We start from the raw sequence: 26,116 nt of genomic DNA, 5'->3' as shown, positions 1-26,116 counted from the left end.
GCCGATCAGCGTTGGGGGGCCTGCAACATGGCCACCCATTCTGCGGCGAATCGATGGCAATCGCCGGGCCAGCGCGCCGTCAGCAGTTGGCCGTCGCGCACCACAAATCCTGATTGCAGTTTCTGCGCACAATCGCGCTTGGCGATCAGCGGCCCGCGTTTGAAGTCGGTTTTGCTGGCCAGCGCGGTCTTCACTTCCGCTTCGACGGTCTGCTTGTAGGTGCGGTAGTAGCGCCCCAGCCACGCAGCTGTCATCAGCCACGCCGGCAACTCCATGGTGGCCGCGAGCAATGCCGTCACCTTGCGCCCGAACAACACCGAGCGCCCGGTGTCGGGGTCGAGCGTCCTCGCCAGCAACAGCACACCATGACACACCGCCGCCACGGGTTTTTCGGCCTTGAAAAATTGCAGGGCGATCTGCTGAGCCTGCGTGGATTCCAACAGCGTGCGCATGCCTTTGGCATGACCACCCGGGATCAGCAGACCGTCGAATCGGTTCGTGTCGACATCGGCATACGCCAGCGGCTGCCTGAACGCTTCGGACTCGATCATCTGCGTGTAACTGTCCAGATCGGCCTTGCGCGTCATCAGCATCGAACTCAACAGGCCGAAGCCGATATCTACCAGCCGTGGATCGGCGTGGGCGGGCAAGCCTTGCGGCGTGGCAAAACGAACTTCGATGCCCGCATTACGCATCGTCTGCCACGGCACGCTGCTTTCGGTGGGGTCGTAATCGGCGCAGGGCAGCAGAATCAAGATCATCGAGGGCAGACTTCCTGGTCAAAAGTGATCGCATAGCCAGAGCGTAGTGGGTCTGCGCGTGCGGGGGTAATTTCCTTCAATACCGACCGTTGTGTGCTGGCTACTGTGGGCTCCTTGTTCCTCGATTTGAAGCAGGTGTGCGATGAGTCTGATTGTGTCGATGGCGGCGTTTGCCCTGGCCGCGTCCATTACCCCGGGGCCGGTGAATATCGTGGCGTTGAGCTCGGGGGCGCAGTTCGGCTTTCGCGCCAGTCAGAGGCATGTGGCCGGGGCGACGCTGGGGTTTGTGTTGTTGCTGGTGTTGATGGGGCTGGGGCTGCATGAAGTACTGAAACTGTGGCCGTCGCTGACCCGCGTGGTGCAACTGGCCGGGGTGGCGTTTTTGCTGTCCATGGCTTGGAAACTGGCCACGGATGACGGCCAGTTGAATGCGGGAGAATCGGACAGGGCGCCGTCGATGCTCTACGGCGCAGTGATGCAGTGGCTCAATCCCAAGGCCTGGCTGGCCTGCGTGGCGGGGATGGGCGCGTTTGTCGCCGATGGCGAGGCGCGGCTGGTGTGGCAGTTTGCAGCGGTGTATCTGGTGATCTGTTATCTGTCGGTCGGCTGTTGGGCGTATGCCGGGACGTTCTTGCGCGGTTATCTTGGCAACCCGGCGGGGATGCGCTTGTTCAACCGGGTGATGGCGTTGCTGTTGGCGGTGAGTGCGGGGTATCTGTTGCTGCCGTGAGTGTGACGGGGCTTGGGTTTAAAGGTGTTTAAGGATGCGTCCGACAAACCACGCGAACTTGCGCCATTGCCTACGCATCCGCCAGAATCCGCCGGCTTGTGCGCCTTGGGAGCGGGTTCTATTGTTTGCCGGTCGCTGACGAATCAGCGATCGGGTCTCGCAGCCCGCGATCTCTAGACGCACAACACCCTCCAGTTTTATGGCGGCTGTACGTGGGAGACCCTCGGGTCTGCCGGTTCTAGAGTCCCGGTCTGCGACCCGCGTATAGCTGCCACCTCTTCGTATCGCAGCGAATCGTGGCGGCTCCATGACTCTGGAGATTCAATCATGATCAAACCAACACCAAACCCACCCGAAACCGACCCGACCTCGCCCTACGAAACCCTCGACTCCAAGAAATTCCACGAAGCCGCCGACCGCGCTCTCGACCACTACCTCAATCCGTTCCACCCCAGAAAACCGCTGCTCAAACCCAACACCCGCTACCTCATCGCCCCCGGCATCGACAGCGAAGAACTGCTGGCCGACGCCTGCGAAACCCTGACCTCGGCCAAAACCATGGCCACCGACTTCGCCGGGCTGGTGGATGGCTCGTATCGGCATGTGCTGTTGGGGATTGCGCAATTGATCATGCTGGGTGAACTGGCGGTGAATCGTGCGCTGGATAATCTGGAGTTGAAGGCCGAGGCGCCTCTGTAACCTGATCGTTCCCACGCTTTGCGTGGGAATGCAGCCCGGGACGCTCCGCGTCCCTTCCAAACCGAGACGGCCCAATGCGGGCCGTTTTTTCGTTTAACCCCGATACTGCCCCGGCGTAGCCGCCAGATGCTGCTTGAACGCCCGCTGAAAATGCGCCTGATCGGCAAACCCCGCCTCCAGCGCCACATCCGCAATCAACTGCCCGCGCCTCAGACACTCTCGGGCAAACTGAATGCGCTGGTTGACCAAAAACGCATGGGGCGTCATGCCGAAATGCTGTTTGAAGGCGCGAATCAAATAGGACGGTGACAGCTCGGCGGCGGCGCAAATGTCGTCGAGGCTGAGCAGGTCGGTGCAATGATGGCGAATGAAGTCGGCGGCGCGTTCGAGTTTGAAGTTCGGCTCTCGCAGAGGTTGTTCGATAGGGTTCAGGCGCAGTTGCAGGTCGCTGAAAAACTCCACCGCAGCGCTCTGTTTGCGCAGCACGTCTTGCTGCTCGTCGACCAATATCGCGTACAACGCATTCAAGTCGCGAAACAGGCGGGCATCATTCAAATGGGTATCGGAAAACCGCCGAAACTCAAGTTCCGCACTGAACCCCAGCTGATGCTGCAGATCCGTCAGCCACGGCGTTTCCACATACAACATCAAATACGACCACGGCTGGTCATCGATCGGGTTGCACGCGTGCACGTCCCCCGGATTCATCAGCACCACGGTGCCGGCCGTCACTTCGAAAGATGATTGCTCATGCACGTAAGTACTGCGCCCGGCGGTGATCGCGCCGATGGAAAAGTGCGCGTGGGAGTGCCGTGAATAGCAGACCTCGCGCCCATCGGCGATGGCCCGCGCTTCGATGAAGGGCAGGGCGTCGTCGCGCCAGAAGCGCGGGGCTTGTTCGGGGTTCTTGGCGGCAGCGTGTTTCATTGTTGGGGTTCTCGGCAGGCCAGTGCCCGAGTGTATTAGCTCTGGCCGGCGAAGGCTCGCTCGAGTTCGGCGATGTCGAGTTTTTTCATCCCGAACATGGCCTGCATCGCCCGTTGGACCTTGGTCTGGTCGGGGTCGGTCATCATGTGCATGAAGGCCACCGGCACGATCTGCCACGACACGCCGAACTTGTCCTTGAGCCAGCCGCATTGCTGGGCTTCCACCGGCCCGCCGGCGCTGAGGTTGCCCCAGAAGTGGTCGACTTCTTCCTGGTTCTGGCAATTGACCTGAAACGAGATCGCCTCATTGAACTTGAACATCGGCCCGCCATTGAGCCCGGTGAAGGTATGGCCGTCGAGTTCGAAACTGACGGTCATCACCGAGCCCTCCGGGCGCCCGTGGAATTCCTGGCCGACCTTGCTGTAGTGGGTGAGGGCGGTGATTTTCGAGTGATCGAAGATCGAGCAGTAAAACTTCGCCGCAGCTTCCGCCTGATCGTCGAACCACAGGCACGGGGTCAGCTTTTGAAAGCGTTGCATGGCAGTCATCCTCGGCAGGTTAGACACGCTGGATTACAGAGTAGTCAGTCTGTGATCAGCTGGCAGCGCCATGGGTCGAGTGGTTGGCTGTCGTTAGGGTGGAGCGTAGTCGTATTGACTTTAAGTGGTGTCAAAAAGACTCTTCTGTACTTGTGTCAAAATGACTCGTATTTTTGCAACTAACTGATTTTGCTGGGCTGAAAATCTGGCACGCAAGTTGAATTGCCTTACGTACAAACTGATCCGCTCAGTAGTACGAAACATGTTCACTTTCTTCGAGAATCCGCTGAACGTTCTGCACCTGTCGAGCAAAGTGCTCGTCGCCGGTCTGGTCATGTTGCTGGCCGGGATCTACGGCGCTTATCTGTATCAGGGCCACATGCCGATTGCGTTGCTGGTGGCGATGCATGCCATGACCATCGTTGGCCCGACGCTGATCAAGATCGGCTATGTGATGCGGCTCCTATCTCAATATCGGCTGGGCCCACATCACGCCGCCGTGGTGGTTTGAACATGCGCAGACTCGCCGATGCGCCGCTGTTCAGCCTGGGCTTCCGGCCGCTGTTTCTGGCCGGGGCAGGATTCGCCGCGCTGGCGATCCTGATCTGGGGTCTGTGGCTTTACGGACATTGGTTCGATCTGCAACCGGCGGGCGGCATGCTTGCGTGGCATCGACATGAAATGCCCTTCGGTTTCGCGGCGGCGATCGTTGCCGGGTTTCTGCTGACGGCGGTGCCCAACTGGACCGGCATTCCCGGAGTGCGCGGCGGGGCGCTGATCGCGCTGGTCTCGGTCTGGCTGCTCGGGCGTGTAGCCTGGTGGCTGCCGTTGCCGACCGGGCTGATTCTGGCGCTGCAATGGGGTTTTCTGCCGCTGCTGGCGGTGATGCTGGGACGGGATCTGGTCGCCGCCCGCAAACGTGATAACTACCCGATTGTGTTGGTGCTTGGGCTGATGGCGGGTTGTCAGGCGCTGACTTTGATCGGCCTGTACAACGACGATGCCGGCCTGCAACGCCAGGGTGTGCTGGGCGCATTGTGGCTGGTGGCGGCGTTGATGACCGTGATTGGCGGGCGGGTGATTCCGTTCTTTATTCAGCGCGGCTTGAACCGTCCGCCGGCACCCGTCGCCAATCCACTGCCAACCCGATTGCTGTTGATCGGCAGCCTGCTGACCGCTGTCACTTTTGCGGCAGGCCTCAATGATTCGCCGCGGCTGTGGCTGGCGGGCCTGTTTGTGCTGACCGGCAGTTTGCAGTTGATGCGGCTGATCCGCTGGCATGATCGCGGGATGTGGCGGGTGCCGCTGCTGTGGTCGCTGTATCTGGCTTACGGCTGGATGGCGCTGGCAACCTGGGCCATGGCGCTGTGGCATCTGGGTTTGATCGGCCAGCAAAGCCTGGCGACCCATGCGCTGGCGGTCGGCGGGGTGGGTGGGTTGATTCTGGCGATGATTGCGCGGGTCAGCCTTGGGCATACCGGCCGGTTGTTACAGCCCTCGAAAGGCATGGTGCTGGGCTTTGCGCTGGTGCTGATCGCTGCGGGTTGCCGGGTGTTGCTGGTGCCGTTTTCCAGTCTGGGGCTGGGGCTGTCCGTGGTGCTCTGGTGCGCGGGGTTCGCGCTGTTTTTGCGGCATTACACCGGGTTTCTGCTCAAGCCGAGGCTGTAGCGTTTTAACCGCGACGCTCGGCAATCATCAGCAACGATTGCGGCACCGGGCTTTGCGGATGCTGCGGTTCGCGCAGGCCGGTCAATTGCAGGCCGGCCATGTCCAGCGCATTCAGCCAGCTGGACAGGGTGCGGAAATACCATGGCATTGGCGACCACTCGCCCTGAAATCCTTCGAAAGTTTCTTCCCGCCAGCCGTCCTGATAATCACCGGCGGCCACCGACCACGGATGCAGCGTCTGGATCACCAGCGCACCGCCCGGTACGAGCAGGGCATTCATCGCCGCGAGCAGCGGAATGATGTCCTGATGCAGCAGGGAAAAATTGGCGCAGATCAGGTCGTAATCGCGGCCAATTTCGACCTTCGCCTCAACCAGTTCTTCGTAGCTGGCGACATGCACGCGCGATGAACCGGCCACCCGCGCGGCCTCGACCAGCGTCGCATCGCCGTCGACGCCGACCGCATCGAATCCTCGCTCGGCCAGCGCACGCAACAGCCAGCCTTCGCCGCATCCCAGATCGAGCACGCGCTCCGGCTGGCGCCCCATCACCGCCAGCAGAATGGCCTGATCGGTGACCTGCCGGCGACTCTCGATGGCGCCGCTGCGCACGGCTTCGGTCCAGGCCCGGGCGTTGTGATGCCAGCTCTGGAGGAGGGTGGATTCAGGCGAGGACATGACGGGCTCCGGGATCGCGGGATGCAGGCAAGGATAGGTCAGGTGTAGTCGGCCAGTTGAATCCGGTTGCGACCGCCGCGCTTGGATTCGTAGAGCGCGCTGTCGCCCTGTTCGATCAACGCCGCGAGGCTGGCTGGCGGCTGATCGAACACCTTGGCGCCGATGCTCAGGGTGACGGCCTGCGGGGTGGTGTAGGTCTGGGAAGTCATCTGCTGAAACTGTTCGCGCAGCTCGCTGCCCAGCACCATGATCTGTGCGTGCGACGCATCGCCCAGCAGCATCACGAATTCGTCACCGCCCAGCCGTGCTGCCAGCGCATCTTTGGGCAGTACCGCGCGGATCATTTCGCTGAGGGCGATGAGCAAGCGGTCGCCGGCAGTGTGGCCGTAGAGGTCGTTGATCAGTTTGAAGTTGTCGATGTCGATCAGCAGCAGCGCGCCGGGGCGGGCGCTGGACACTTCATCAAGCAGGCGCGGTGCGCGGACTTCCAGGGCGCGGCGGTTGTACAGCGCGGTCAGCGGATCCCGGGCGGCCAGTTCGGCAATCTGCTTTTCACGCCGGTAGCGCTCGGTGCCGGTCATCGACAGCGCGATCAGCATGATCGCCATCGCACCCTCGACCAGGGAAATCTGAATGATTTCGCCGCGCAGCGACGCCAGATCGATCAGCGTGCCGGGAATCACCGCGATGATCGCCTTGGCGAAATAGAACGCGCCGTGGATCAGCAGCACATAACGCAACTGCACCGCGCCTACGCTCAATGATTTGCCGTGCGGGCGCAGCAACAGGCTGGCTCGCAGCATCAACGCGGCCACCAGCAGCGAGTTGGCCATCAGCATGATCTTCGACCACGACGGATCTTCCGGTAGCAGCAGCAACGCCAGCCAGAGCAGGAACATCAAGTACCAGGCGCGTGACAAGCGCTGCTGGGTAAACCGCGCGACCCCAAGCAGAAACAGCCAGTGCGCGACCACCAGCAGGCCGTTGGCGAACCAGATGCCGATCAGCGGATAACCATTGGCGCGCAACAGGGCCAGGCTCGAACCGACGGTGATGGTGGCGAAACCGGCGCTCCAGAACAGCAGGGAAGGTTCGCGGATGCTGCGCCATTCGACCGCCAGATACAGGGCGGCCGCCGCGGCCAGGGCGGTGGAAATGGTGAGCATCGTGAGAGGATCGAGCGCCATGAAAGAACGGTTCTGCCTGAATAGTATTAATGGGCCACGATTGTAAGCGTTCCCCCAGTGGGCTGCTATTTTCACTCACCGGATATTCCATTTTCAGACGAGGTGTTTCATGGACCGATTGACCGGCGGTTGTCTGTGCGGCGAGGTGCGGATCGAGGCGTCGGGGCGACCCTACAGGGTTGGCGTTTGCCACTGCCTGGATTGCCGCAAACACCATGGCGCGCTGTTTGCCGCGTCGGCGATCTTTGCCGAGGACGCGGTGACGATCAGCGGCGAGACCCGTGACTATGCCGGGCGACATTTCTGCCCGCGCTGTGGCTCATCGGTGTTTGGCCGCAGTGGCGATGAAGTCGAAGTGAATCTGGGCGCGCTGGATGCGCCGGATCAATTCCTGCCCACCTATGAGCTGTGGACGGTGCGTCGCGAGTCGTGGCTACCGGCCTTTCCGCTGGCCCGACACTACGTGCGTGATCGCGAGAGAACGGGGCGAACCGAAGAGTAACCGGGGTCAGGCAGGGCGCCTGACCCCGGCCACTATTAGCCGCGAATGAACGCCAGCAGATCCGCGTTGATCGTCGGCGCCTCGGTGGTCGGCATTCCGTGGGGGAAGCCCGGATAAATCTTCAGCGTGCTGTTTTTCAGCAGCTTCGCCGACAGCACACCGGCGTTTTCATAGGGCACGATCTGGTCGTCGTCGCCGTGCATCACCAGCACCGGGATCGAGATGCTTTTCAGGTCGGCGGTGAAGTCGGTCTGTGAGAAGGCAACGATGCCGTCGTAGTGCGCCTTGGCGCCGCCCATCATGCCCTGGCGCCACCAGTTCGCAATGATCCCTTCCGATGGCTTGGCGCCAGGGCGGTTGTAGCCGTAAAACGGCCCACTGGGCACGTCGCGATAGAACTGCGCACGATTGGCCGCCAGTTGCGCCTGAAGATCGTCGAACACTGACTTGGGCAAACCGCCGGGGCTGCTTTCGGTTTTCACCATCAGCGGTGGCACGGCGCTGATGATCGCGGCTTTCGATACCCGATCCTCGCCATGCCGGGCGATGTAGTGAATCACTTCGCCGCCACCGGTGGAGTGGCCGACGTGCACGGCTTTCTGCGTCCCCAGATGATTGACTACCGCCGCCACGTCGTCGGCGTAGTGATCCATGTCGTGGCCGTCCCAGACCTGGCTCGAGCGCCCGTGACCCCGTCGGTCATGGGCCACGACCCGGAAGCCCTGCGCGAGGAAGAACAGCATCTGCGCATCCCAGTCGTCCGCGCTGAGCGGCCAGCCGTGGTGGAAGTGGATCACCGGCGCGTCTTTCGGGCCCCAGTCCTTGTAGAAGATTTCGACGCCGTCTTTCGTTGTGACAAATCCCATGTTCGCGACTCCTGGAAAGTGTGAAAGGGCAGGTCTTGCGATGACAACCGGAATCAACTGTAGGAGCAAAGTCGGCACTTTGGTCGAAGAATTCCCGAACGGTGCGGCATGACCGGTGGTCGCAACGGCTGGTCGTCGGGTCAAAATGCGCTTAGCTGAAAGGGATAAGCCGAGGCGCGCACGGCCATCGAGAGCCGGAGCAGCGCCCTTCAGAACACCGTGAGTCTGAGGAAGTCCCCGATGCTGACCTTGAACATCAATGGCAAGGATCAGGAGCTCGATGTCCCTGCGGACATGCCGTTGCTCTGGGTCCTGCGCGATGTCGCGCACCTGACCGGTACCAAATTCGGATGCGGCATGGCCCAGTGCGGTGCCTGCACCGTGCACGTCGATGGCGCACCGCTGCGCTCCTGCATCACCCCGGCCACGGCCGTCGCCCATGGCCAGAAGATCCTCACCATCGAAGGCCTGTCGAGCGACGGTTCGCACCCGGTACAGCAGGCCTGGGCCGAACTGGACGTGGTGCAATGCGGCTACTGCCAGTCCGGGCAGATCATGTCCGCCGCCGCGTTGCTGGCGAAAATCCCCAAACCCACCGACAGCGATATCGATCAGGCGCTCTCCGGCAATATCTGCCGCTGCGGCACGTACCCAAGAATCCGCGCGGCGGTCAAACGCGCGGCCGACATCGGCTGAGCGAGGGGAGGTGAGTGATGAACAGTCCTGTATCCCGTCGCGGATTTCTCAAGGGCAGCGCCGTGCTTGGCGGTGGTCTGGTGGTGGCGTTCGTGGTGCCCGGCGGCAATCGCTTTGCCAAGGCAGCCGAGAACGAAGGCAAGGTGTTTGCGCCGAACGCGTTCCTGCGGATTGCAGCGGACAACAGCGTGACCGTGCTGCTCGGCCATTCGGAAATGGGCCAGGGCATCTGGACCGGCCTGACCATGTTGATCGCCGAAGAACTCGACGCCGACTGGTCGAAGATCCGCGTCGAGCACTCGCCAGCTTCGGCAGCCGATTACGGCATGCCCGGTTTTGGCGGGATGCAGATTACCGGCGGCTCGACTTCAACCTGGATGGAGTTCGATCGTTACCGCCTCGCTGGTGCCACCGCGCGACAGATGCTGATCGAAGCGGCGGCCAAGCGTTTCAACGTGGCACCGTCGACGATCCGCACTGAATCCGGCGTGGTTATTGCCGGCGACAACCGCGCCACCTACGGCGAACTGGCGGACGCCGCCGGGCAACTGCCGGTGCCGGATCCGAAGTCGATCACCTTTAAAGACGCCAAGGACTGGAAGGTCATCGGCAAACCCACCAAACGCCTCGACACCCCGGAGAAAATCACCGGCCGCGCCAAGTTCGGCATGGACGTGCAGTTCGACGGATTGATGACGGCGATGGTCGCGCGGGCGCCGGCGTTCGGCGCCACGGTGAAATCCTTTGAAGGCGCTGAGGCGCTGGCGATCCCCGGCGTGCACAAAGTGGTGCAAGTGCCGACCGGTGTGGCGGTGGTCGCCGAGCATTACTGGGCGGCGAAGCTCGGTCGCGATGCGCTGAAGGTCGATTGGGACCTGGGGCCGAACGCTGATCTGAGCAGTGAAAAGCTGTTGGCGAGTTTCCGCAAACTGGCGGCCACACCGGGCACTTCGGCGGCGCAGGCCGGCGATGCCAAGGGCAATTTCGGCAAGGCAGCGAAGAAAATCGACGTCGAATACAGCGTGCCGTACCTGGCTCATGCGCCGATGGAGCCGCTGAACTGCACGGTGAAGATCAGCGCCGACAAGTGCGAGATCTGGACCGGCACCCAGTTCCAGACGCTGGACCAGATGGTCGCCGGCAAAATCACCGGGCTCAAACCGGAGCAGGTGGAGATCCACACCGAATTTCTCGGTGGTGGTTTCGGCCGGCGGGCCAACCCGACCTCGGACTTTGTCGCCGAAGCGGTGCAAGTGGCCAAGGCTGCGGCGATGCCGGTGAAAACCGTGTGGTCGCGCGAAGACGATATTCGCGGTGGCTACTACCGCTCGATGTTTCTGCATCAGGCGAAGATCGGCCTCGGCGCCGACGGCCTGCCGCTGGCCTGGCAGCATGTGCTGGTCGGGCAATCGATCATGGCCGGCACCATGCTCGAGAAAACCATGGTCAAGAACGGCGTCGACCAGACGTCGGTCGAAGGCGTTTCGGACAGCCCGTACATCAAGGGCCTGGCCCATCATCAGGTCGATCTGCACTCGCCGACCACCGGGATCAACGTGCTGTGGCTGCGTTCGGTGGGTCATAGCCACACCGCGTTTGTCATGGAGTCGCTGATCGATGAAATGGCCACGGCGGCGGGCAAGGACCCGGTGGAGTACCGAAGAACGCTGCTCAAGGATCATGCCCGGCATCTCGGCGTGTTGAATCTGGCGGTGGAGAAAGCCAACTGGAAAGCCCCGCTGCCGGACGGCCATGCGCTGGGCGTGGCGGTGCACGAATCGTTCGGCAGTTACGTGGCGCAGGTGGCGGAGGTGTCACAGGACAATCTGGCGATCCGCGTGCATCGCGTGGTCTGCGCGGTGGACTGCGGGATTGCGGTCAACCCGCAGAGCATCGCTGCGCAGATGGAATCGTGCATCACCTTCGGCCTGGGCATGGCGCTGCACAGCAAACTGACGCTCAAGGACGGCCATGTCGTGCAGTCCAACTATCACGACTATCAGGTGTTGCGGCTCAATGAAATGCCGCTGGTCGAGGTGCACATCGTGCCCAGCAGCGAGAAACCCGGCGGCATCGGCGAGGCCGGTGTACCGCCCACGGCGCCGGCGGTGGCCAACGCGGTATTCGCCCTGACCGGGCAGCGCCTGCGGGAAATGCCGCTGCAATTGTCGGGGGTGTGAGATGAAACGACATTTGTTGTTGGGCACGGTGATTCTGCTTGGGCTGGGCGGTTACGCGTCGGATCTGTTCGCTGACGATCAGGAAGCCTTGAAGGCCTTCAGCACGGTGCAGAAAGTCTTCCAGAGCCCGCGCTGCCAGAACTGTCACATTCCCGGCGATTCGCCGTTGCAGTTCGACGCCGGCATCCCCCACGCGATGAACGTGGTACGCGGCATGGACGGCAAGGGCGCCGCCGGTTTGCCCTGCGCCACCTGTCACGCCGAAAGCAATCCGCCGGCCAGTTATGGCCCCCATGCGCCACCGGGCGCGCCGCACTGGAGCCTGCCGCCTGCCGCCCACAAGATGGCCTGGATCGGTCTGCCGCCGGATCGCTTGTGCGCGATGATCAAGGACCGCGCTAGCAACGGCGACCGGGACTTCGCCGCGCTGATCAAACACGTCAGCGAGGACAAACTGGTGCTCTGGGGCTGGAATCCCGGGGCAGGGCGCGCGCCGGTGCCGGTGCCGCACGATATCTTCGTGACCCAGTTCAAACTCTGGGCCGATGCGGGCGGGCCGTGTCCGGTGGCCGGTGGATGAGAAGTTGAGTCATTGCTGATTCGGGCTACGCTCAACTGCATCGACGACAAAGGAGTGTGTGATGCTGGTACCCGGCAAACCCGCCAATGAAGCTGCGCGCATTCAAGCGCTGCAGGACCTGAAGCTGCTCGACACCGCACCGGAGGAGCGCTTCGACCGGCTGACGCGACTGGCCAAGCGTCTGTTCAACGTGCCGATCGCGCTGGTCACGCTGGTGGACAAGGAGCGGCAATGGTTCAAGTCCTGCGTGGGGCTGGACACGGCCGAAACGCCACGCTCTGTTTCATTCTGTGGCCATGCGATTCTCAAGGACGAGCTCATGCTGGTACCTGACGCCCGAGAGGACGAGCGTTTCCACGACAACCCTTTAGTTACCGGGGAGCCGAACATCCGGTTCTACGCCGGTTATCCGCTGACCGTACCCAGCGGCAACAAGATGGGCACCTTGTGCCTGATCGACACCAAACCCCGCGATCTCGACGAAGAGGAGCGCGCCCTGCTGCGCGATCTGGCCGGCATGGCCGAGCAAGAGCTGACGGCCGTGCAGATGGCGAGCATGGACGAGCTGACGCTGCTGTCCAACCGTCGCGGCTTCAAGATGCTGGCCCAGCACGCTCTGGACGCCTGCGCACGCCTGCAAAAACCGGCGACGCTGCTGTTTTTCGATCTCAATGACTTCAAGCAGATCAACGACCTTTATGGGCACGCCGAGGGCGACAGCGCGCTGAAGAATTTCGCCGATGTGCTGCGCATCGCCTTTCGCGAGAGCGATGTGGTGGGACGGCTGGGCGGCGATGAATTCGTGGCGCTGCTGACCGGTTCAAGCCATGTCGAAACCACGGCGATCATGGCGCGACTCAAGGAAATTCTCGAAGAGCGCAATGCCACTTTGCACCGCGGTTATGCGATTCGCTTCAGCGTCGGCCAGATCGAATACAACCCGCAGCGCCATGACACCGTGGACAAGTTACTGGCGGATGCGGATGCAGCGATGTATGAGCACAAGCAAGCCTTGAAGCGTTGTTGATTCTGGCCTTATCGCCAGCAGGCTGGCTCCCACAGAAAAAGACGATGTTAACGAAATCGCAGGCATGAAAAAGCCCGCCTGAATAGGCGGGCTTTTTATCGGCAGCGCGAAGATTACTCTTCGATGTTGCCCATGGCGGTGGTGTTGAAGCCGCCGTCCACGTACATGATTTCACCGCTGATGCCCGACGCCAGGTCGGAGCACAGGAAGGCGCCGGCGTTGCCGACTTCTTCGATGGTGACGTTGCGGCGCAGCGGAGTTTGCGCTTCGTTGGCGGCCAGCATCTTGCGGAAGTTCTTGATGCCGGAAGCGGCCAGGGTGCGGATCGGGCCAGCCGATACGCAGTTGACGCGGGTGCCGTCCGGGCCCAGGGAACCGGCCAGGTAACGTACGCCGGCTTCCAGCGAAGCCTTGGCCATGCCCATCACGTTGTAGTTCGGCATGGTGCGCTCGGCGCCCAGGTACGACAGGGTCAGCAGGCTGCCGTTGCGGCCTTTCATCATTTCACGGCCAGCTTTGGCCAGGGCCACGAAGCTGTAGGCGCTGATGTCGTGAGCGATGCGGAAGCCTTCACGGGTGGTGGCTTCGGTGAAGTCGCCGTCCAGTTGGTCGCCCGGGGCGAAGCCGACGGAGTGCACGATGCAGTCCAGGCCGTCCCACTTCTTGCTCAGTTCTTCGAAGACCTTGGCGATTTCTTCATCGCTGGCCACGTCGCACGGGAAGCACAGCTCAGGGCTCGAACCCCAGCCCTGTGCGAACTCTTCTACGCGACCTTTCAGTTTGTCGTTCTGATAAGTGAAGGCAAGCTCAGCGCCCTCGCGATGCATGGCGGCAGCGATGCCGGATGCGATGGACAGCTTGCTGGCGACACCGACGATCAGTACGCGCTTACCGGCGAGAAAACCCATGTGTTGCTCCTCTTTCAGGTTATTGCGCAGTGGCTGGTGCCAGGAAAGCGGCCTCCAGCAACTGCTGTGTATACGGATGTTGGGGGGCGGCAAAGATACTTTGCGCGTCTCCCTGTTCGACCACTTGGCCATGCTTGACCACCATCAGCTGGTGGCTCAGCGCTTTGACGACAGCCAGGTCATGGCTGATGAACAAATACGTCAGGTTGTACTTGGCTTGCAGTGAACGCAACAGCTCCACCACTTGCCGCTGCACCGTCCGGTCGAGCGCCGAAGTCGGCTCGTCCAGCAGGATCAGCGCCGGTTTGAGCACCAAGGCCCGGGCTATGGCAATTCGCTGCCGTTGCCCACCGGAAAATTCGTGGGGGTAGCGGTGCCGGGTTTCCGGATCCAGACCTACCTCCTTCAATGCCGCAATAATCGCCGCTTCCTGCTCGGCGGCGGTGCCCATCTTGTGGATCCGCAGGCCTTCGCCAACGATGTCATTCACGCACATCCGCGGGCTCAGGCTGCCAAACGGATCCTGAAACACCACCTGCATCTCCCGGCGCAGCGGCCGGACTTCGCTTTGCGTCAGGCAGTCTAGCTGCTTGCCCTCAAAACGGATCGCACCTTTGCTGCCGATCAACCGCAGGATCGCCAGACCCAGGGTGGATTTGCCGGAACCGCTTTCCCCCACGATCCCCAGAGTCTGACCCTGAGGCAGGCTGAAATTGATGCCGTCCACTGCCTTGACGTGATCCACCGTGCGCTTGAGCAGGCCTTTCTTGATCGGGAACCAGACTTTCAGATCCTCGACTTCAAGCAGCGGCGCCCCGATTTTATTGCTCGCCGGGCCTCCGCTGGGCTCCGCGCCAAGCAGTTCCCGAGTGTACGGATGCTGCGGCGAACGGAACAGCTCTTCGCACGATGCCTGTTCGACGATGCAACCGCGCTGCATGACACATACACGATGCGCAATTCTTCGCACGAGGTTCAAATCGTGACTGATCAGTAACAGCGCCATGCCCAATCGGGCCTGCAATTCCTTGAGCAGGTCGAGGATTTTCAGCTGAACGGTCACGTCCAGCGCAGTGGTCGGTTCGTCGGCAATCAGCAGTTCCGGCTCGTTGGCCAAGGCCATGGCGATCATCACCCGCTGGCGCTGGCCGCCGGACAATTCGTGGGGCAGGGCCTTGAGGCGCTTGTGCGGCTCGGGGATGCCGACCATCTCCAGCAACTCCAGCGTGCGCTTGGTCGCGACCTTGCCGGTCAGGCCCTTGTGGATGCCCAGCACCTCGTTGATCTGCTTCTCGATCGAGTGCAGCGGGTTGAGCGAGGTCATCGGCTCCTGAAAGATCATCGCGATCCGGTTGCCACGAATGTGACGGATGGTCTTTTCGCCCAGCTCCAGCAGGTTTTGCCCGGAATAATTGATGCTGCCGGCCGGATGCCGCGCCAGCGGATAGGGCAGCAGGCGCAGGATCGAATGCGCCGTCACCGACTTGCCCGAGCCTGACTCGCCGACCAGCGCCAGGGTTTCGCCGCGCTTGATGTCGAAACTCACGCCTTCGACCACCCGTTGCACGCGCTCACCGATGCCGAACTCGACGGCCAGGTCGCGGATTTCGATCAGATTGTCCTGATTCATGTCACTTCCTCGGGTCGAAGGCATCGCGAGCGGACTCGCCGATGAACACCAGCAAACTCAACATCAGCGCCAGCACCGCAAACGCGCTCATGCCCAGCCACGGCGCCTGCAGGTTGGATTTGCCCTGAGCCACCAACTCACCCAGCGACGGACTGCCGGCCGGCAAGCCGAAACCGAGGAAGTCCAGGGCGGTGAGGGTGCCGATGGCGCCGGTCAGGATGAACGGCATGAAAGTCATGGTCGAAACCATCGCGTTAGGCAGGATGTGGCGGAACATGATCGCGCCATTCTGCATGCCCAGCGCTCTGGCTGCGCGCACGTATTCGAGGTTGCGCCCGCGCAGGAACTCGGCGCGCACCACGTCCACCAGGCTCATCCACGAGAACAGCAGCATGATTCCCAGCAGCCACCAGAAGTTCGGCTGGACGAAACTGGCGAGGATGATCAGCAAGTACAACACTGGCAAGCCCGACCAGATCTCCAGAAAGCGCTGGCCGGCCAGATCGACCCAGCCGCCGTAGAAACCCTGCAAGGCGCCGGCAATGACGCCGATAATCGAGCTGAGCACGGTCAGGGTCAGGGCGAACAGCACGGAGATACGGAAGCCGTAGATCACCCGCGCCAGCACATCGCGGCCCTGATCGTCGGTACCCAGCAGGTTGTCCGCCGATGGCGGGGCGGGGGCCGGGACTTTCAGGTCGTAGTTGATGCTCTGGTAGCTGAACGGAATCGGCGCCCACAGCACCCACGCGTCCTTGGCCTTGAGCAGCTCGCGGATGTACGGGCTCTTGTAGTTGGCTTCCAGCGGAAATTCGCCGCCGAAGGTGGTTTCCGGGTAGCGCTTGATCGCCGGGAAATACCAGTTGTTGTCGTAATGCACCACCAGCGGCTTGTCGTTGGCGATCAGCTCGGCGCCGAGGCTCAGGCCGAACAGGATCAGAAACAGCCACAGCGACCACCAGCCACGCTTGTTGGCCTTGAACAGTTCGAAGCGCCGGCGGTTGAGAGGGGACAGGTTCATCTCAATGCTCCCGGCTGGCAAAGTCGATGCGCGGATCGACAAGGGTGTAGGTGAGGTCGCCGATCAGTTTCACCACCAGCCCCAGCAGGGTGAAGATGAACAGGGTGCCGAACACCACCGGGTAATCGCGGTTGATCGCCGCTTCGAAGCTCATCAGGCCGAGGCCGTCGAGGGAGAAGATCACTTCCACCAGTAGGGAACCTGTGAAGAAGATGCCGATGAACGCCGACGGAAACCCGGCAATCACCAGCAGCATCGCATTGCGGAACACATGGCCGTAGAGCACGCGGTGGCGGGTCAGGCCCTTGGCCTTGGCGGTGACCACGTATTGCTTGTTGATCTCGTCAAGGAAGCTGTTTTTGGTCAGCAGGGTCATGGTCGCGAAGTTGCCGATCACCAGCGCCGTCACTGGCAGCGCCAGGTGCCAGAAGTAATCGAGAACCTTGCCGCCCAGGCTCAGCTCATCGAAGTTGTTCGAGGTCAGTCCGCGTAAAGGAAACCAGTCCAGGTAACTGCCGCCGGCAAACACCACGATCAGCAGAATCGCAAACAGGAATGCCGGGATCGCATAACCGACGATGATCGCCGAACTGGTCCAGACGTCGAAATGGCTGCCGTGCCGCGTGGCCTTGGCGATCCCCAGCGGAATCGACACCAGGTACATGATCAGCGTGCTCCACAGCCCGAGGGAAATCGACACCGGCATCTTCTCCTTGATCAGGTCGATGACCTTGGCGTCGCGGAAGAAGCTGTCGCCGAAATCCAGCCGGGCGTAGTTCTTGACCATGATCCACAGACGTTCCGGGGCCGACTTGTCGAATCCGTACATCTTCTCGATTTCCTTGATCAGCGCCGGGTCAAGGCCCTGCGCGCCGCGATAGGAGGAGCCGGCCACCGACACCTCGGCACCGCCGCCGGCGATGCGGCTGGTGGCGCCTTCGAAGCCTTCGAGCTTGGCGATCATCTGTTCCACCGGCCCGCCGGGCGCGGCCTGGATGATCACGAAGTTGATCAGCAGAATGCCGAACAGGGTCGGGATGATCAGCAGCAGTCGCCGAAAAATGTACGCCAGCATCTGATTACTCCGTGCCCACAGGGTCGGCTTGCAGTTGGGTTTCGACTTCTACCGCCGGCTTCGCATCGGGCTTGACCCACCAAGTGTTAATGCCGATGTCGTATTTGGGGGAGACTTTCGGGTGGCCGATGTGGTTCCAGTACGCCACGCGCCAGGTCTTGATGTGCCAGTTGGGGATCACGTAGTAGCCCCATTGCAGCACACGGTCGAGGGCGCGGGCGTGGGCCACCAGGCTTTTGCGCGAATCGGCGTTGATCAGGTTCTCCACCAGGTGATCGACCACCGGGTCCTTGAGGCCGATCGAATTTCGGCTGCTGGACTTGTCGGCGGCGGCGCTCATCCAGAATTCGCGCTGCTCGTTGCCGGGCGAGTTGGACTGCGGAAAGCTGCCGACCATCATGTCGAAGTCTCGCGAGCGCACGCGATTGACGTACTGCGAGACGTCGACGCGGCGGATCACCAGGTCGATGCCGAGGTCGCTGAGGTTGCGCTTGAACGGCAACAACACGCGTTCGAATTCGGTCTGCGCCAGGAGGAATTCGATGACCACCGGTTTGCCGGTCGCGTCGACCATTTTGTCGTCGACGATTTTCCAGCCAGCCTCTTGCAGCAACTGATACGCCTCGCGCTGTTGCGTGCGGATCATGCCGCTGGCGTCGGTTTTCGGATTTTCGAAGGCTTCGCTGAACACCTGCGCCGGCAGCTGGCTGCGGAACGGATCGAGGATCGCCACCTGTTCTGCATCAGGCAGGCCGGTGGCGGCCATTTCCGAGTTTTCAAAATAACTGCGGGTGCGCGCATAAGCGCCGTTGAACAGTTGCTTGTTGGTCCATTCGAAGTCGAACAGCAGGCCGAGGGCCTGGCGTACCCGCACGTCCTGAAACACCGGACGGCGCAAATTGAAGACGAAGCCCTGCATGCCGGTCGGATTGCTGTTGGCAATCTGTTCCTTGATCAGCCGCCCTTCGGTCACTGCCGGCACGTTGTAGGCGTTGGCCCAGTTTTTCGCGGCCATTTCCAGCCAGTAATCGAACTGCCCGGCTTTCAACGCTTCCAGCGCGACGGTGTTGTCGCGGTAATAGTCGGTGGTCATTACGTCGAAGTTGTAGAAACCGCGATTGACCGGCAGATCCTTGCCCCAATAGTCCTTGACCCGCTCGTAACGCACCGAACGCCCGGCCTTCACTTGCGTAACCTTGTACGGGCCGCTGCCCAGCGGGATTTCCAGGTTGCCCTTGTTGAAATCACGCTCGGCCCACCAGTGTTTCGGCAGCACCGGCAACTGACCGAGGATCAGCGGCAGTTCGCGGTTGTTGGTGTGCTTGAACTTGAACAGCACCTTGAGCGGGTCTTCGGCGATCACTTCCTCGACGTCGGCGTAGTAGCCGCGATACATCGGCGCGCCTTCCTTGGTCAGGGTCTGGAAGCTGAATACCACATCGTCGGCGCGTACCGGGTGGCCGTCGTGAAACTTCGCTTCGGGACGCAGGTAGAAGCGCACCCAGCTGTTGTCCGGGGCCTTTTCGATCTTGCTGGCGATCAGGCCGTATTCGGTGAATGGCTCGTCCAGACCCTGTTTGGCCAGGGTGTCGTAGATCAGGCCGATATCGTCCGCCGGCACGCCTTTGCTGATGAACGGATTGAGGCTGTCGAAGCCGCCGAAGCCGGCCTGGCGGAAGATCCCGCCCTTGGGCGCGTCAGGGTTTACATAGTCGAAGTGCTTGAAGTCGGCGGGGTACTTCGGCGGCTCGTTGTACAGGGTCACGGCGTGTTGCGGGGCGGCCAAGGCCAGCCCGGTGAACAACAGACCGCTGGCCTGCACGAGCAGGGCGCGGATAGGCTTCATCGATCTTTCTCCGAAGATTTCAGCCACCACGCGCTCAGGCCCAGGGTGTAGGGCGGCGTGGTGACGAAGGCGAACCGGTTGCGGTACGCCAGACGGTGATAATTGAGGTACCAGTTGGGAATGCTGTAGTGCTGCCAGAGCAGCACGCGGTCCAGCGCCTTGCCGGCGGCGACCTGTTCATCGCGGGTGCGGGCGGCGAGCAGTTGCTCGAGCAGATGATCGACCACCGGGTTGGCGATGCCCGCGTAATTCTTGCTGCCCTTGACCCCGACCTGGCTGGAGTGGAAGTACTGCCACTGTTCCAGCCCCGGGCTGAGGGTCTGGTTGAGGGTCATCAGGATCATGTCGAAATCGAACTGATCCAGACGCTGTTTGTACTGGGCACGATCCACGGTGCGCAGGCGCGCGTCGATGCCGATGCTGTTGAGGTTTTCAATGTACGGCTGGAGGATCCGCTCCAGGTTCGGATTGACCAGCAGCAGCTCGAAACGCAGCGGCTGGCCGGCGGTGTTCTGCAAGCGCTGGCCATTGAGCTTCCAGCCGGCCTCGGCCAGCAGCGCCAGGGCTTTGCGCATTGTTTCCCGAGGGATGCCGCGACCGTCGGTCTGCGGCAGCGTGAACGGTTCGGTGAAGAGGCGCGCCGGCAGTTGATCCTTGTACGGCTTGAGCATCAGCCATTCATGGCCGACCGGCAGGCCGACGGCGCTGAACTCGCTGTTGGGGTAGTAGCTGGTGGTGCGCTTGTAGGCATCGCTGAACAGCGCGCGGTTGGTCCATTCGAAGTCGAACATCAGGCCGAGGGCTTCGCGGGTCTTGACGTCAGCGAAGGTCGCGCGCCGGGTGTTCATGAACAAGCCCTGGCTCTGGGTCGGGATCTGGTGCGGGATCTGCGCCTTTATCACGTCGCCGCGACGGATCGCCGGGAAGTTGTAACCGTTGGCCCAGTTCTTCGCCTGATGCTCGATATAAATGTCGAACTCGCCGGCCTTGAATGCTTCGAAGGCCACATCGCTGTCGCGGTAGAACTCGACTTCCATGCGATCGAAGTTGTATTTGCCGCGGTTGACTGGCAGGTCCTTGCCCCAGTAGTCCTTGACCCGCTCGAAAATCAACTGCCGCCCCGGCGTGACCGAGGTGATGCGGTACGGCCCGCTGCCCAGCGGCGGCTCGAAGGTGGTGGCCTTGAAGTCGCGACCTTTCCAGTAATGCTGGGGCAGTACCGGCAACTCACCCAGACGCAGGATCAGCAACGGATTGCCGCTGCGCTTGAGTACAAAGCGGATGCGCTGCGGGTTGAGGATATCAACCCGCAGCACTTCCTGAAGGGCGGTGCGGTACAGCGGATGACCTTCCTTGAGCAGCAGGCGATAGGAGAACGCCACGTCGTACGCGGTAATCGGCGTGCCGTCGTGGAAGCGCGCTTGCGGGCGCAGATTGAACACCACCCAGCTGCGATCTTCGCTGTACTCCACCGATTGGGCGATCAAGCCGTAACTGGACGCCGGTTCGTCACCGGACGGTGCGTATTGCCCAGTGCCGACCATCAGCGGCTCGTTCAGCTCGTTGATGCCGTATTGCAGGAAATTCGCCGTGGTGACCGGGCTGGTGCCCTTGAAGGTGTAGGGGTTGAGCGTATCGAAGGTGCCAAACGCCATCACCCGCAAGGTGCCGCCCTTGGGCGCTTGCGGGTTGACCCAGTCGAAGTGGGTAAATCTGGCCGGGTACTTGAGCGTGCCGAACTGCGCATAACCGTGGCTTTCGGTGATCGCCGCGCTGACGGGGGAGCTCAAGGCCAGGCTGATCAGGAGCAGGAGGAGGGGACGCTTCAAGTCAGATCCGATCCAGGCGGCTTGGGCTTTGTGGGCCGTACAGTAACAGCTTGTATGGACAGGAAAAAGACAGGTGCTTAATGCGCGGTTAATTGTGGGGGCTGTCTGCGCCGATCTATGGAAATATCAAAAAAATGACAGGCGAAAAAAAGCCCCTGAAATTCAGGGGCTCTTTGTCAGTGCGGCTGGTAGACCGTGAGCATCTGCCCAGGCTTGAGCGCCTTGCCGGCGCCCGGATTCCAGCGCTTGAGATGTTGCATCTCGACGTTGAAGCGCTTGGCCACGACGTACAGCGTGTCGCCACGTTTGACCTTGTATTGGGTCTGCTGCTTGCTGTCGTCCTGGGCTTTAGCTTTGCTGCTGGTCTTGCTGTTGGCAGCGACGACCGTATTGATGCGTCCGCCACTCTTGCGGGTAGGCGTGCGCTGGGTAGTGTCGCGCATGACCAGGGTCTGGCCGACCTTGAGGTTCTTGCCGGTCAGCTTGTTCCAGCGTTGCAGGTCCTTGACCTCGACCTTGTTGGCCTTGGCGATGGAACCGAGGTTGTCGCCACGCTTGACCCGATAAGCGCGCTTGGCCTGTGCGATCTCGCTCGGATCGGCGCCTTCGAACACCGGTTTCAGCGAACGCGGGCTGATCAGCTCTTCAGGACGCATGGTCTGCAGGCTGGCGGTCAGCAGTTGCGCCTTCGAGGTCGGCACCAGCAGGTGCTGCGGGCCGTCGATGGTGGTGCGCTGCTTGAACGCCGGGTTGAGCTGGAACAGCTCGTCTTCGTCGATGTTGGCCACCGCTGCGACCTTGGACAGGTCCATGCGCTGGTTGATTTCGACGACCTGGAAATACGGTTCGTTGGCGATCGGGTTGAGGTTTACGCCATAAGCTTCAGGCGTTAGTACCACTTGCGAGAGCGCCAGCAGTTTCGGCACGTAAGCCTGGGTTTCCGCCGGCAGAGGCAGGTTCCAGTAGTCGGTCGGCAGGCCGAGCTTTTCGTTGCGCTCGATAGCGCGGCTGACCGTGCCTTCACCGGCGTTGTACGCGGCCAGGGCCAGCAGCCAGTCACCGTTGAACATGTCGTGCAGGCGGGTCAGGTAGTCCATCGCTGCCGTGGTCGACGCGGTGATGTCGCGACGGCCATCGTAGAAACGGGTCTGGCGCAGGTTGAAGTAGCGCCCGGTGGACGGGATGAACTGCCAGAGGCCCACCGCGTCGGCCCGGGAATAGGCCATCGGGTTGTAGGCGCTTTCGATGACCGGCAGCAGCGCCAGCTCCAGCGGCATGTTGCGTTCTTCGAGGCGCTCGACGATGTAATGAATGTAGAGGCTGCCGCGTTCGCCGGCGTTCTCGAGGAAGGAAGGGTTACTGGCGAACCACAGGCGCTGTTGCTCGATGCGCGGGTTCACGCCCAGACCTTCCTGCAGCTGGAAACCACTGCGCATGCGCTCCCAGATGTCCTGAGGCACCTGCGGGCTGGGCTTTTCGGACAACCAGATAGGCTTCTGCTTGGCTCGCGCAGCAATGTTCGGCGTATGTGTCGCTTCAGTCTGCGGAGCATGGCTGGAACAGCCCGCCAGTGTGGCGGACACAGCCACCGCGATGGCTTGCGCCAGGCGGGTCAAAGCATCTGAATTGACGGACTTACGTATGGATGACGACATTGGCTGGAAGTAAGTTCCGGGCAAAAATGTCGGGCGATTCTAGAAAGCGCACCCCCTGCGGTCAACCATTCAGAATTTTTGTACCAGGCAGGGAGCTACTTAGAACGTATCTTTCCATGCCCGCAGAGCCGCAAAAACCTCACTCGGCGCCCGGTTTTGAGGTCCGTTCCGTTCGTCCACTTTTTGTGTAACTAATATTTCACCGGTGCGCAAAAAGGGGTTTGTGAGCTTTTCCAGCGCGAGAGTCGAGGGCAGGGTCATCACACCGTTGTCACGTTGCTGGCTGACTTTTTCCAGACGGGCGGCGATGTCCCGGTTGCCCGGCTCCACGGCGGCGGCAAATTTCAGGTTGCTCAGGGTGTATTCGTGGGTGCAGTAGACCAGCGTGTCTTCCGGCAGCGCCGCCAGACGGCTCAACGACTGGTGCATCTGTTGCGGCGTGCCTTCGAACAGGCGGCCGCAGCCGGCAGCGAACAGGGTGTCGCCACAGAACAGCAGGCCATGATGGTAGTAGGCGATGTGTCCCAGGGTGTGGCCAGGCACGCCGTAGACGTCGAAGTCCCAGCCAAGCACGCGCACCGTGTCGTTGTCCTTGAGGGCCACGTCACGCCCCGGGATGCTTTCGCTGGCCGGTCCGTAGACCGTGGCGCCGGTGGCTTTTTTCAGCGTCTCGACGCCGCCGACATGGTCGTGGTGATGGTGCGTGATGAGGATGTCGCCGAGCACCCAGCCCGGATGCGCGTCGAGCCACGCCTGCACGGGGGCGGCATCCCCCGGATCGACCACTGCGCAACGCTGGGTGGCATGATCCTGTAACAACCAGATGTAGTTGTCGGTGAAGGCGGGCAGGGCACTGATCTGTATCATCGTCGAATTCGCCAAGCGGGTAACATTGGCGCATCTTAGAGGTTCCTGGCGTGTTGGAGAATGCAATGATCGATAAAGCGTTCGCTCAGGCCGATCCTGACTGGCTCGCGCTGATCGGTGCAGCCCGTGAATGGCTGTCCGGCCCCCTCGGGCAATTTCTGCTGGACGAAGAACGGCGCATGCTCGAAGACGAGCTGGGCCGGTTCTTCGGCGGCTATCTGGTGCATTACGGCCCGTCCGCCGAAACACCGCCGTCGGCGCCGCAGGTGCAGCGCAACGTGCGGCTTGGCGCGCCGTTGCCGGGCGTGGAGATCGTCTGCGAAGAACAGGCCTGGCCGTTGAGCGAGCACGCCGCCGACGTGGTGGTGTTGCAGCACGGCCTGGATTTCTGCCTGTCGCCCCACGGACTTTTGCGCGAAGCGGCCAGCAGCGTGCGCCCCGGCGGGCATCTGCTGATCGTCGGCATCAACCCCTGGAGTACCTGGGGGCTGCGCCATGTATTCGCCCATGACGCTTTGCGTCAGGCGCGCTGCATCTCGCCGTCACGGGTGGCGGACTGGCTCAACCTGCTGGGCTTCGCGCTGGAGAAACGCCGCTTCGGGTGCTATCGTCCGCCGCTCGCGTCACCCAAGTGGCAGGCCCGTCTGGCCGGCTGGGAACGCAAGGCTGGCGACTGGCAACTGTCGGGCGGCGGCTTCTATCTGCTGGTTGCGCGCAAGATCGTGGTCGGCCTGCGTCCGGTGCGTCAGGAACGCCGCGAGCCGATGGGCAAGCTGATTCCGCTGCCGATGGCCAAGGTCAACCGCCGGCGCGTCGAACCGTAAACCTTCTTTTATTTATGGCCGGGTGTATCCCGGCCTCGGCCATTGTCGATCCGTGATCGGCGAGGCCACGTATTTTTCTGGAAAGACTGGCATGAGCGAAAGCGTCGATAGCGTAGAACTGTTCACTGACGGCGCCTGCAAGGGCAACCCCGGCCCGGGCGGCTGGGGCGCCCTGTTGGTGTGCAAGGGCGTTGAAAAGGAACTGTGGGGCGGCGAAGCCAACACCACCAACAACCGCATGGAGCTGCTTGGCGCAATTCGCGGCCTGGAAGCCCTCAAGCGTCCGTGCGAAGTGCTGCTGGTGACCGACTCGCAATATGTGATGAAAGGCATCAACGAGTGGATGGCCAACTGGAAAAAGCGCGGCTGGAAAACCGCCGCCAAGGAGCCAGTGAAAAACGCCGACCTGTGGAAAGAGCTCGACGAGCAGGTCAACCGCCACAAGGTCACCTGGAAATGGGTCCGCGGTCACATCGGCCACCACGGCAACGAACGCGCCGACCAGTTGGCCAACCGTGGGGTGGATGAGGTTCGCGGTTACAAGCAGAGCTGAATCCTTCCCACTGAAACACTCCCGGCGAGCGTGTTAACATCGCCGCTTTTGCACGATTGACCCCCGTTGAGAGCTGAACACTGATGGCCACCAGATCCGTTGTACTCGATACCGAAACCACCGGCATGCCGGTGACCGACGGCCACCGGATTATCGAAATCGGTTGTGTCGAGCTGATCGGTCGACGCCTGACGGGTCGGCACTTTCACGTTTACCTGCAACCGGATCGCGAGAGTGATGAAGGCGCGATTGCCGTTCACGGCATCACCAACGAATTCCTGGTCGGCAAGCCGCGTTTCGCCGAAGTGGCCGACGAGTTTTTCGAGTTCATCAACGGCGCGCAGCTGATCATCCATAACGCGGCGTTCGACGTTGGCTTCATCAACAACGAATTCGCCCTGATGGGCCAGCAGGATCGCGCGGACATCACGCAGCACTGCACGATCCTCGACACCCTGATGATGGCCCGGGAACGTCACCCGGGTCAGCGCAATAGCCTCGATGCCTTGTGCAAACGCTACGGCGTCGACAACTCCGGCCGTGAGCTGCACGGCGCATTGCTCGACTCGGAGATTCTCGCCGACGTCTACCTGACCATGACCGGTGGCCAGACCAGCCTGTCCCTGGCCGGCAACGCCTCCGATGGCAACGGAACCGGCAATGGTGCGGACAACTCCGCCACCGAAATCCGTCGTCTGCCGGCAGATCGTCAGCCGGGGCGAATCATTCGCGCTACCGAGGCCGAGCTGGCCGAACACCAGGTGCGTCTGGAAATCATCGCCAAGTCGGCCGGCGCCCCGGCGCTGTGGACCCAGCTGCTGGAAGCCGAAGCCCAGGCGTAAGACAAAAAAGGATCGTCCGGACACTCAA

General features: G+C 61.8%; 26 protein-coding genes. 12 read left to right on the top strand and 14 right to left on the bottom strand.

Annotated elements, in window-relative coordinates; genetic code table 11:
- Positions 1–5: 5 nt before the first annotated feature.
- Positions 6–761, bottom strand: a complete 756-nt coding sequence (locus AC07XZ_RS21235; protein WP_102687394.1) for a type 1 glutamine amidotransferase domain-containing protein — start codon at positions 759–761, stop codon at positions 6–8.
- Positions 762–903: 142 nt separating this feature from the next.
- On the opposite strand from AC07XZ_RS21235, the gene AC07XZ_RS21230 reads away from it, so the two are divergent.
- Both AC07XZ_RS21230 and AC07XZ_RS21225 read left to right on the top strand, forming a co-directional pair.
- The gene (locus tag AC07XZ_RS21230) at positions 904–1,491 is read left to right on the top strand and encodes a LysE family translocator (protein WP_102687395.1); all 588 of its coding nucleotides are present in this window, start codon (positions 904–906) and stop codon (positions 1,489–1,491) included.
- A 327-nt stretch (positions 1,492–1,818) separates the two neighbouring features.
- Complete coding sequence (locus AC07XZ_RS21225) at positions 1,819–2,190, top strand: DUF6124 family protein (protein WP_102687396.1); 372 nt, start codon at positions 1,819–1,821, stop codon at positions 2,188–2,190.
- A 93-nt stretch (positions 2,191–2,283) separates the two neighbouring features.
- Here AC07XZ_RS21225 and AC07XZ_RS21220 read toward each other — a convergent pair whose 3' ends face one another.
- Both AC07XZ_RS21220 and AC07XZ_RS21215 read right to left on the bottom strand, forming a co-directional pair.
- The gene (locus AC07XZ_RS21220) at positions 2,284–3,117 is read right to left on the bottom strand and encodes an AraC family transcriptional regulator (RefSeq protein ID WP_102687397.1); all 834 of its coding nucleotides are present in this window, start codon (positions 3,115–3,117) and stop codon (positions 2,284–2,286) included.
- 35 nt (positions 3,118–3,152) lie between these two features.
- Positions 3,153–3,656, bottom strand: coding sequence for a VOC family protein (locus tag AC07XZ_RS21215; protein WP_102687398.1), 504 nt, complete (start codon positions 3,654–3,656; stop codon positions 3,153–3,155).
- Between the two features lie 262 nt (positions 3,657–3,918).
- Between AC07XZ_RS21215 and AC07XZ_RS21210 the strand changes: the two genes are divergently transcribed.
- Together AC07XZ_RS21210 and AC07XZ_RS21205 are read left to right on the top strand one after the other, a co-directional pair.
- A complete protein-coding gene (locus tag AC07XZ_RS21210; protein ID WP_085748410.1) occupies positions 3,919–4,167 on the top strand; it encodes a transmembrane sensor/regulator PpyR in 249 nt (82 codons plus the stop codon).
- 2 nt (positions 4,168–4,169) lie between these two features.
- Entirely contained in the window at positions 4,170–5,324 is a 1,155-nt protein-coding gene (locus AC07XZ_RS21205; protein WP_102687399.1) for an NnrS family protein, read from the top strand.
- A 4-nt stretch (positions 5,325–5,328) separates the two neighbouring features.
- Here AC07XZ_RS21205 and AC07XZ_RS21200 read toward each other — a convergent pair whose 3' ends face one another.
- Together AC07XZ_RS21200 and AC07XZ_RS21195 are read right to left on the bottom strand one after the other, a co-directional pair.
- The gene (locus AC07XZ_RS21200; protein WP_102687400.1) at positions 5,329–6,000 is read right to left on the bottom strand and encodes a class I SAM-dependent methyltransferase; all 672 of its coding nucleotides are present in this window, start codon (positions 5,998–6,000) and stop codon (positions 5,329–5,331) included.
- A gap of 38 nt (positions 6,001–6,038) precedes the next feature.
- Positions 6,039–7,187, bottom strand: coding sequence for a GGDEF domain-containing protein (locus tag AC07XZ_RS21195; protein WP_102687401.1), 1,149 nt, complete (start codon positions 7,185–7,187; stop codon positions 6,039–6,041).
- Between the two features lie 109 nt (positions 7,188–7,296).
- Between AC07XZ_RS21195 and AC07XZ_RS21190 the strand changes: the two genes are divergently transcribed.
- The gene (locus AC07XZ_RS21190; protein ID WP_102687402.1) at positions 7,297–7,689 is read left to right on the top strand and encodes a GFA family protein; all 393 of its coding nucleotides are present in this window, start codon (positions 7,297–7,299) and stop codon (positions 7,687–7,689) included.
- A 35-nt stretch (positions 7,690–7,724) separates the two neighbouring features.
- On the opposite strand, the gene AC07XZ_RS21185 is transcribed toward AC07XZ_RS21190, so the two are convergent.
- Complete coding sequence (locus tag AC07XZ_RS21185; protein WP_102687403.1) at positions 7,725–8,555, bottom strand: alpha/beta fold hydrolase; 831 nt, start codon at positions 8,553–8,555, stop codon at positions 7,725–7,727.
- A gap of 240 nt (positions 8,556–8,795) precedes the next feature.
- Between AC07XZ_RS21185 and AC07XZ_RS21180 the strand changes: the two genes are divergently transcribed.
- The 4 genes from AC07XZ_RS21180 (at position 8,796) to AC07XZ_RS21165 (ending at position 13,038) form a co-directional block, all read left to right on the top strand.
- A complete protein-coding gene (locus AC07XZ_RS21180) occupies positions 8,796–9,251 on the top strand; it encodes a (2Fe-2S)-binding protein (protein WP_007956954.1) in 456 nt (151 codons plus the stop codon).
- Positions 9,252–9,268: 17 nt separating this feature from the next.
- On the top strand, positions 9,269–11,431 hold the full coding sequence (locus AC07XZ_RS21175; protein WP_102687404.1) for a xanthine dehydrogenase family protein molybdopterin-binding subunit: 2,163 nt from the start codon (positions 9,269–9,271) through the stop codon (positions 11,429–11,431).
- A 1-nt stretch (position 11,432) separates the two neighbouring features.
- Positions 11,433–12,011 carry a hypothetical protein gene (locus tag AC07XZ_RS21170; RefSeq protein ID WP_102687405.1) on the top strand — a complete coding sequence of 193 codons (579 nt, stop codon included), beginning with the start codon at positions 11,433–11,435 and terminating at the stop codon, positions 12,009–12,011.
- 61 nt (positions 12,012–12,072) lie between these two features.
- Positions 12,073–13,038, top strand: coding sequence for a sensor domain-containing diguanylate cyclase (locus AC07XZ_RS21165; protein WP_102687406.1), 966 nt, complete (start codon positions 12,073–12,075; stop codon positions 13,036–13,038).
- A 113-nt stretch (positions 13,039–13,151) separates the two neighbouring features.
- Here AC07XZ_RS21165 and fabI read toward each other — a convergent pair whose 3' ends face one another.
- From fabI to gloB, 8 genes are all read right to left on the bottom strand, one after another.
- Positions 13,152–13,946: an enoyl-ACP reductase FabI gene (gene fabI / locus AC07XZ_RS21160; RefSeq protein WP_003202751.1), complete on the bottom strand. Its 795-nt coding sequence runs from the start codon at positions 13,944–13,946 to the stop codon at positions 13,152–13,154.
- A gap of 19 nt (positions 13,947–13,965) precedes the next feature.
- Positions 13,966–15,576, bottom strand: a complete 1,611-nt coding sequence (locus tag AC07XZ_RS21155) for an ABC transporter ATP-binding protein (protein WP_102687407.1) — start codon at positions 15,574–15,576, stop codon at positions 13,966–13,968.
- Position 15,577: 1 nt separating this feature from the next.
- Positions 15,578–16,597 (bottom strand): ABC transporter permease, encoded by a 1,020-nt coding sequence (locus AC07XZ_RS21150; protein ID WP_085698849.1) that lies wholly within the window; start codon positions 16,595–16,597, stop codon positions 15,578–15,580.
- 1 nt (position 16,598) lies between these two features.
- A complete protein-coding gene (locus tag AC07XZ_RS21145; RefSeq protein WP_007956943.1) occupies positions 16,599–17,672 on the bottom strand; it encodes a microcin C ABC transporter permease YejB in 1,074 nt (357 codons plus the stop codon).
- 4 nt (positions 17,673–17,676) lie between these two features.
- Positions 17,677–19,518: an extracellular solute-binding protein gene (locus AC07XZ_RS21140; RefSeq protein WP_085748401.1), complete on the bottom strand. Its 1,842-nt coding sequence runs from the start codon at positions 19,516–19,518 to the stop codon at positions 17,677–17,679.
- Complete coding sequence (locus AC07XZ_RS21135) at positions 19,515–21,347, bottom strand: extracellular solute-binding protein (RefSeq protein ID WP_102687408.1); 1,833 nt, start codon at positions 21,345–21,347, stop codon at positions 19,515–19,517. Before AC07XZ_RS21135 ends, AC07XZ_RS21140 begins: the two co-directional genes overlap by 4 nt.
- 176 nt (positions 21,348–21,523) lie before the next feature.
- Positions 21,524–23,002, bottom strand: coding sequence for a transglycosylase SLT domain-containing protein (locus AC07XZ_RS21130; RefSeq protein WP_102687409.1), 1,479 nt, complete (start codon positions 23,000–23,002; stop codon positions 21,524–21,526).
- Between the two features lie 99 nt (positions 23,003–23,101).
- Positions 23,102–23,869 (bottom strand): hydroxyacylglutathione hydrolase, encoded by a 768-nt coding sequence (gene gloB / locus AC07XZ_RS21125; RefSeq protein WP_102687440.1) that lies wholly within the window; start codon positions 23,867–23,869, stop codon positions 23,102–23,104.
- 65 nt (positions 23,870–23,934) lie between these two features.
- Between gloB and AC07XZ_RS21120 the strand changes: the two genes are divergently transcribed.
- The 3 genes from AC07XZ_RS21120 (at position 23,935) to dnaQ (ending at position 26,088) form a co-directional block, all read left to right on the top strand.
- Positions 23,935–24,693, top strand: coding sequence for a methyltransferase domain-containing protein (locus AC07XZ_RS21120; protein ID WP_102687410.1), 759 nt, complete (start codon positions 23,935–23,937; stop codon positions 24,691–24,693).
- 91 nt (positions 24,694–24,784) lie between these two features.
- Entirely contained in the window at positions 24,785–25,246 is a 462-nt protein-coding gene (rnhA, locus tag AC07XZ_RS21115) for a ribonuclease HI (protein WP_003224162.1), read from the top strand.
- An 83-nt stretch (positions 25,247–25,329) separates the two neighbouring features.
- Positions 25,330–26,088 carry a DNA polymerase III subunit epsilon gene (gene dnaQ / locus AC07XZ_RS21110; protein ID WP_102687411.1) on the top strand — a complete coding sequence of 253 codons (759 nt, stop codon included), beginning with the start codon at positions 25,330–25,332 and terminating at the stop codon, positions 26,086–26,088.
- Positions 26,089–26,116 lie beyond the last annotated feature (28 nt).

Source organism: Pseudomonas sp. GW458-11-26-14-LB4 (assembly GCF_059423925.1).
The sequence above is the reverse complement of the archived record's forward strand: the minus strand, read 5'-3'. Positions and strand labels throughout refer to the sequence as shown.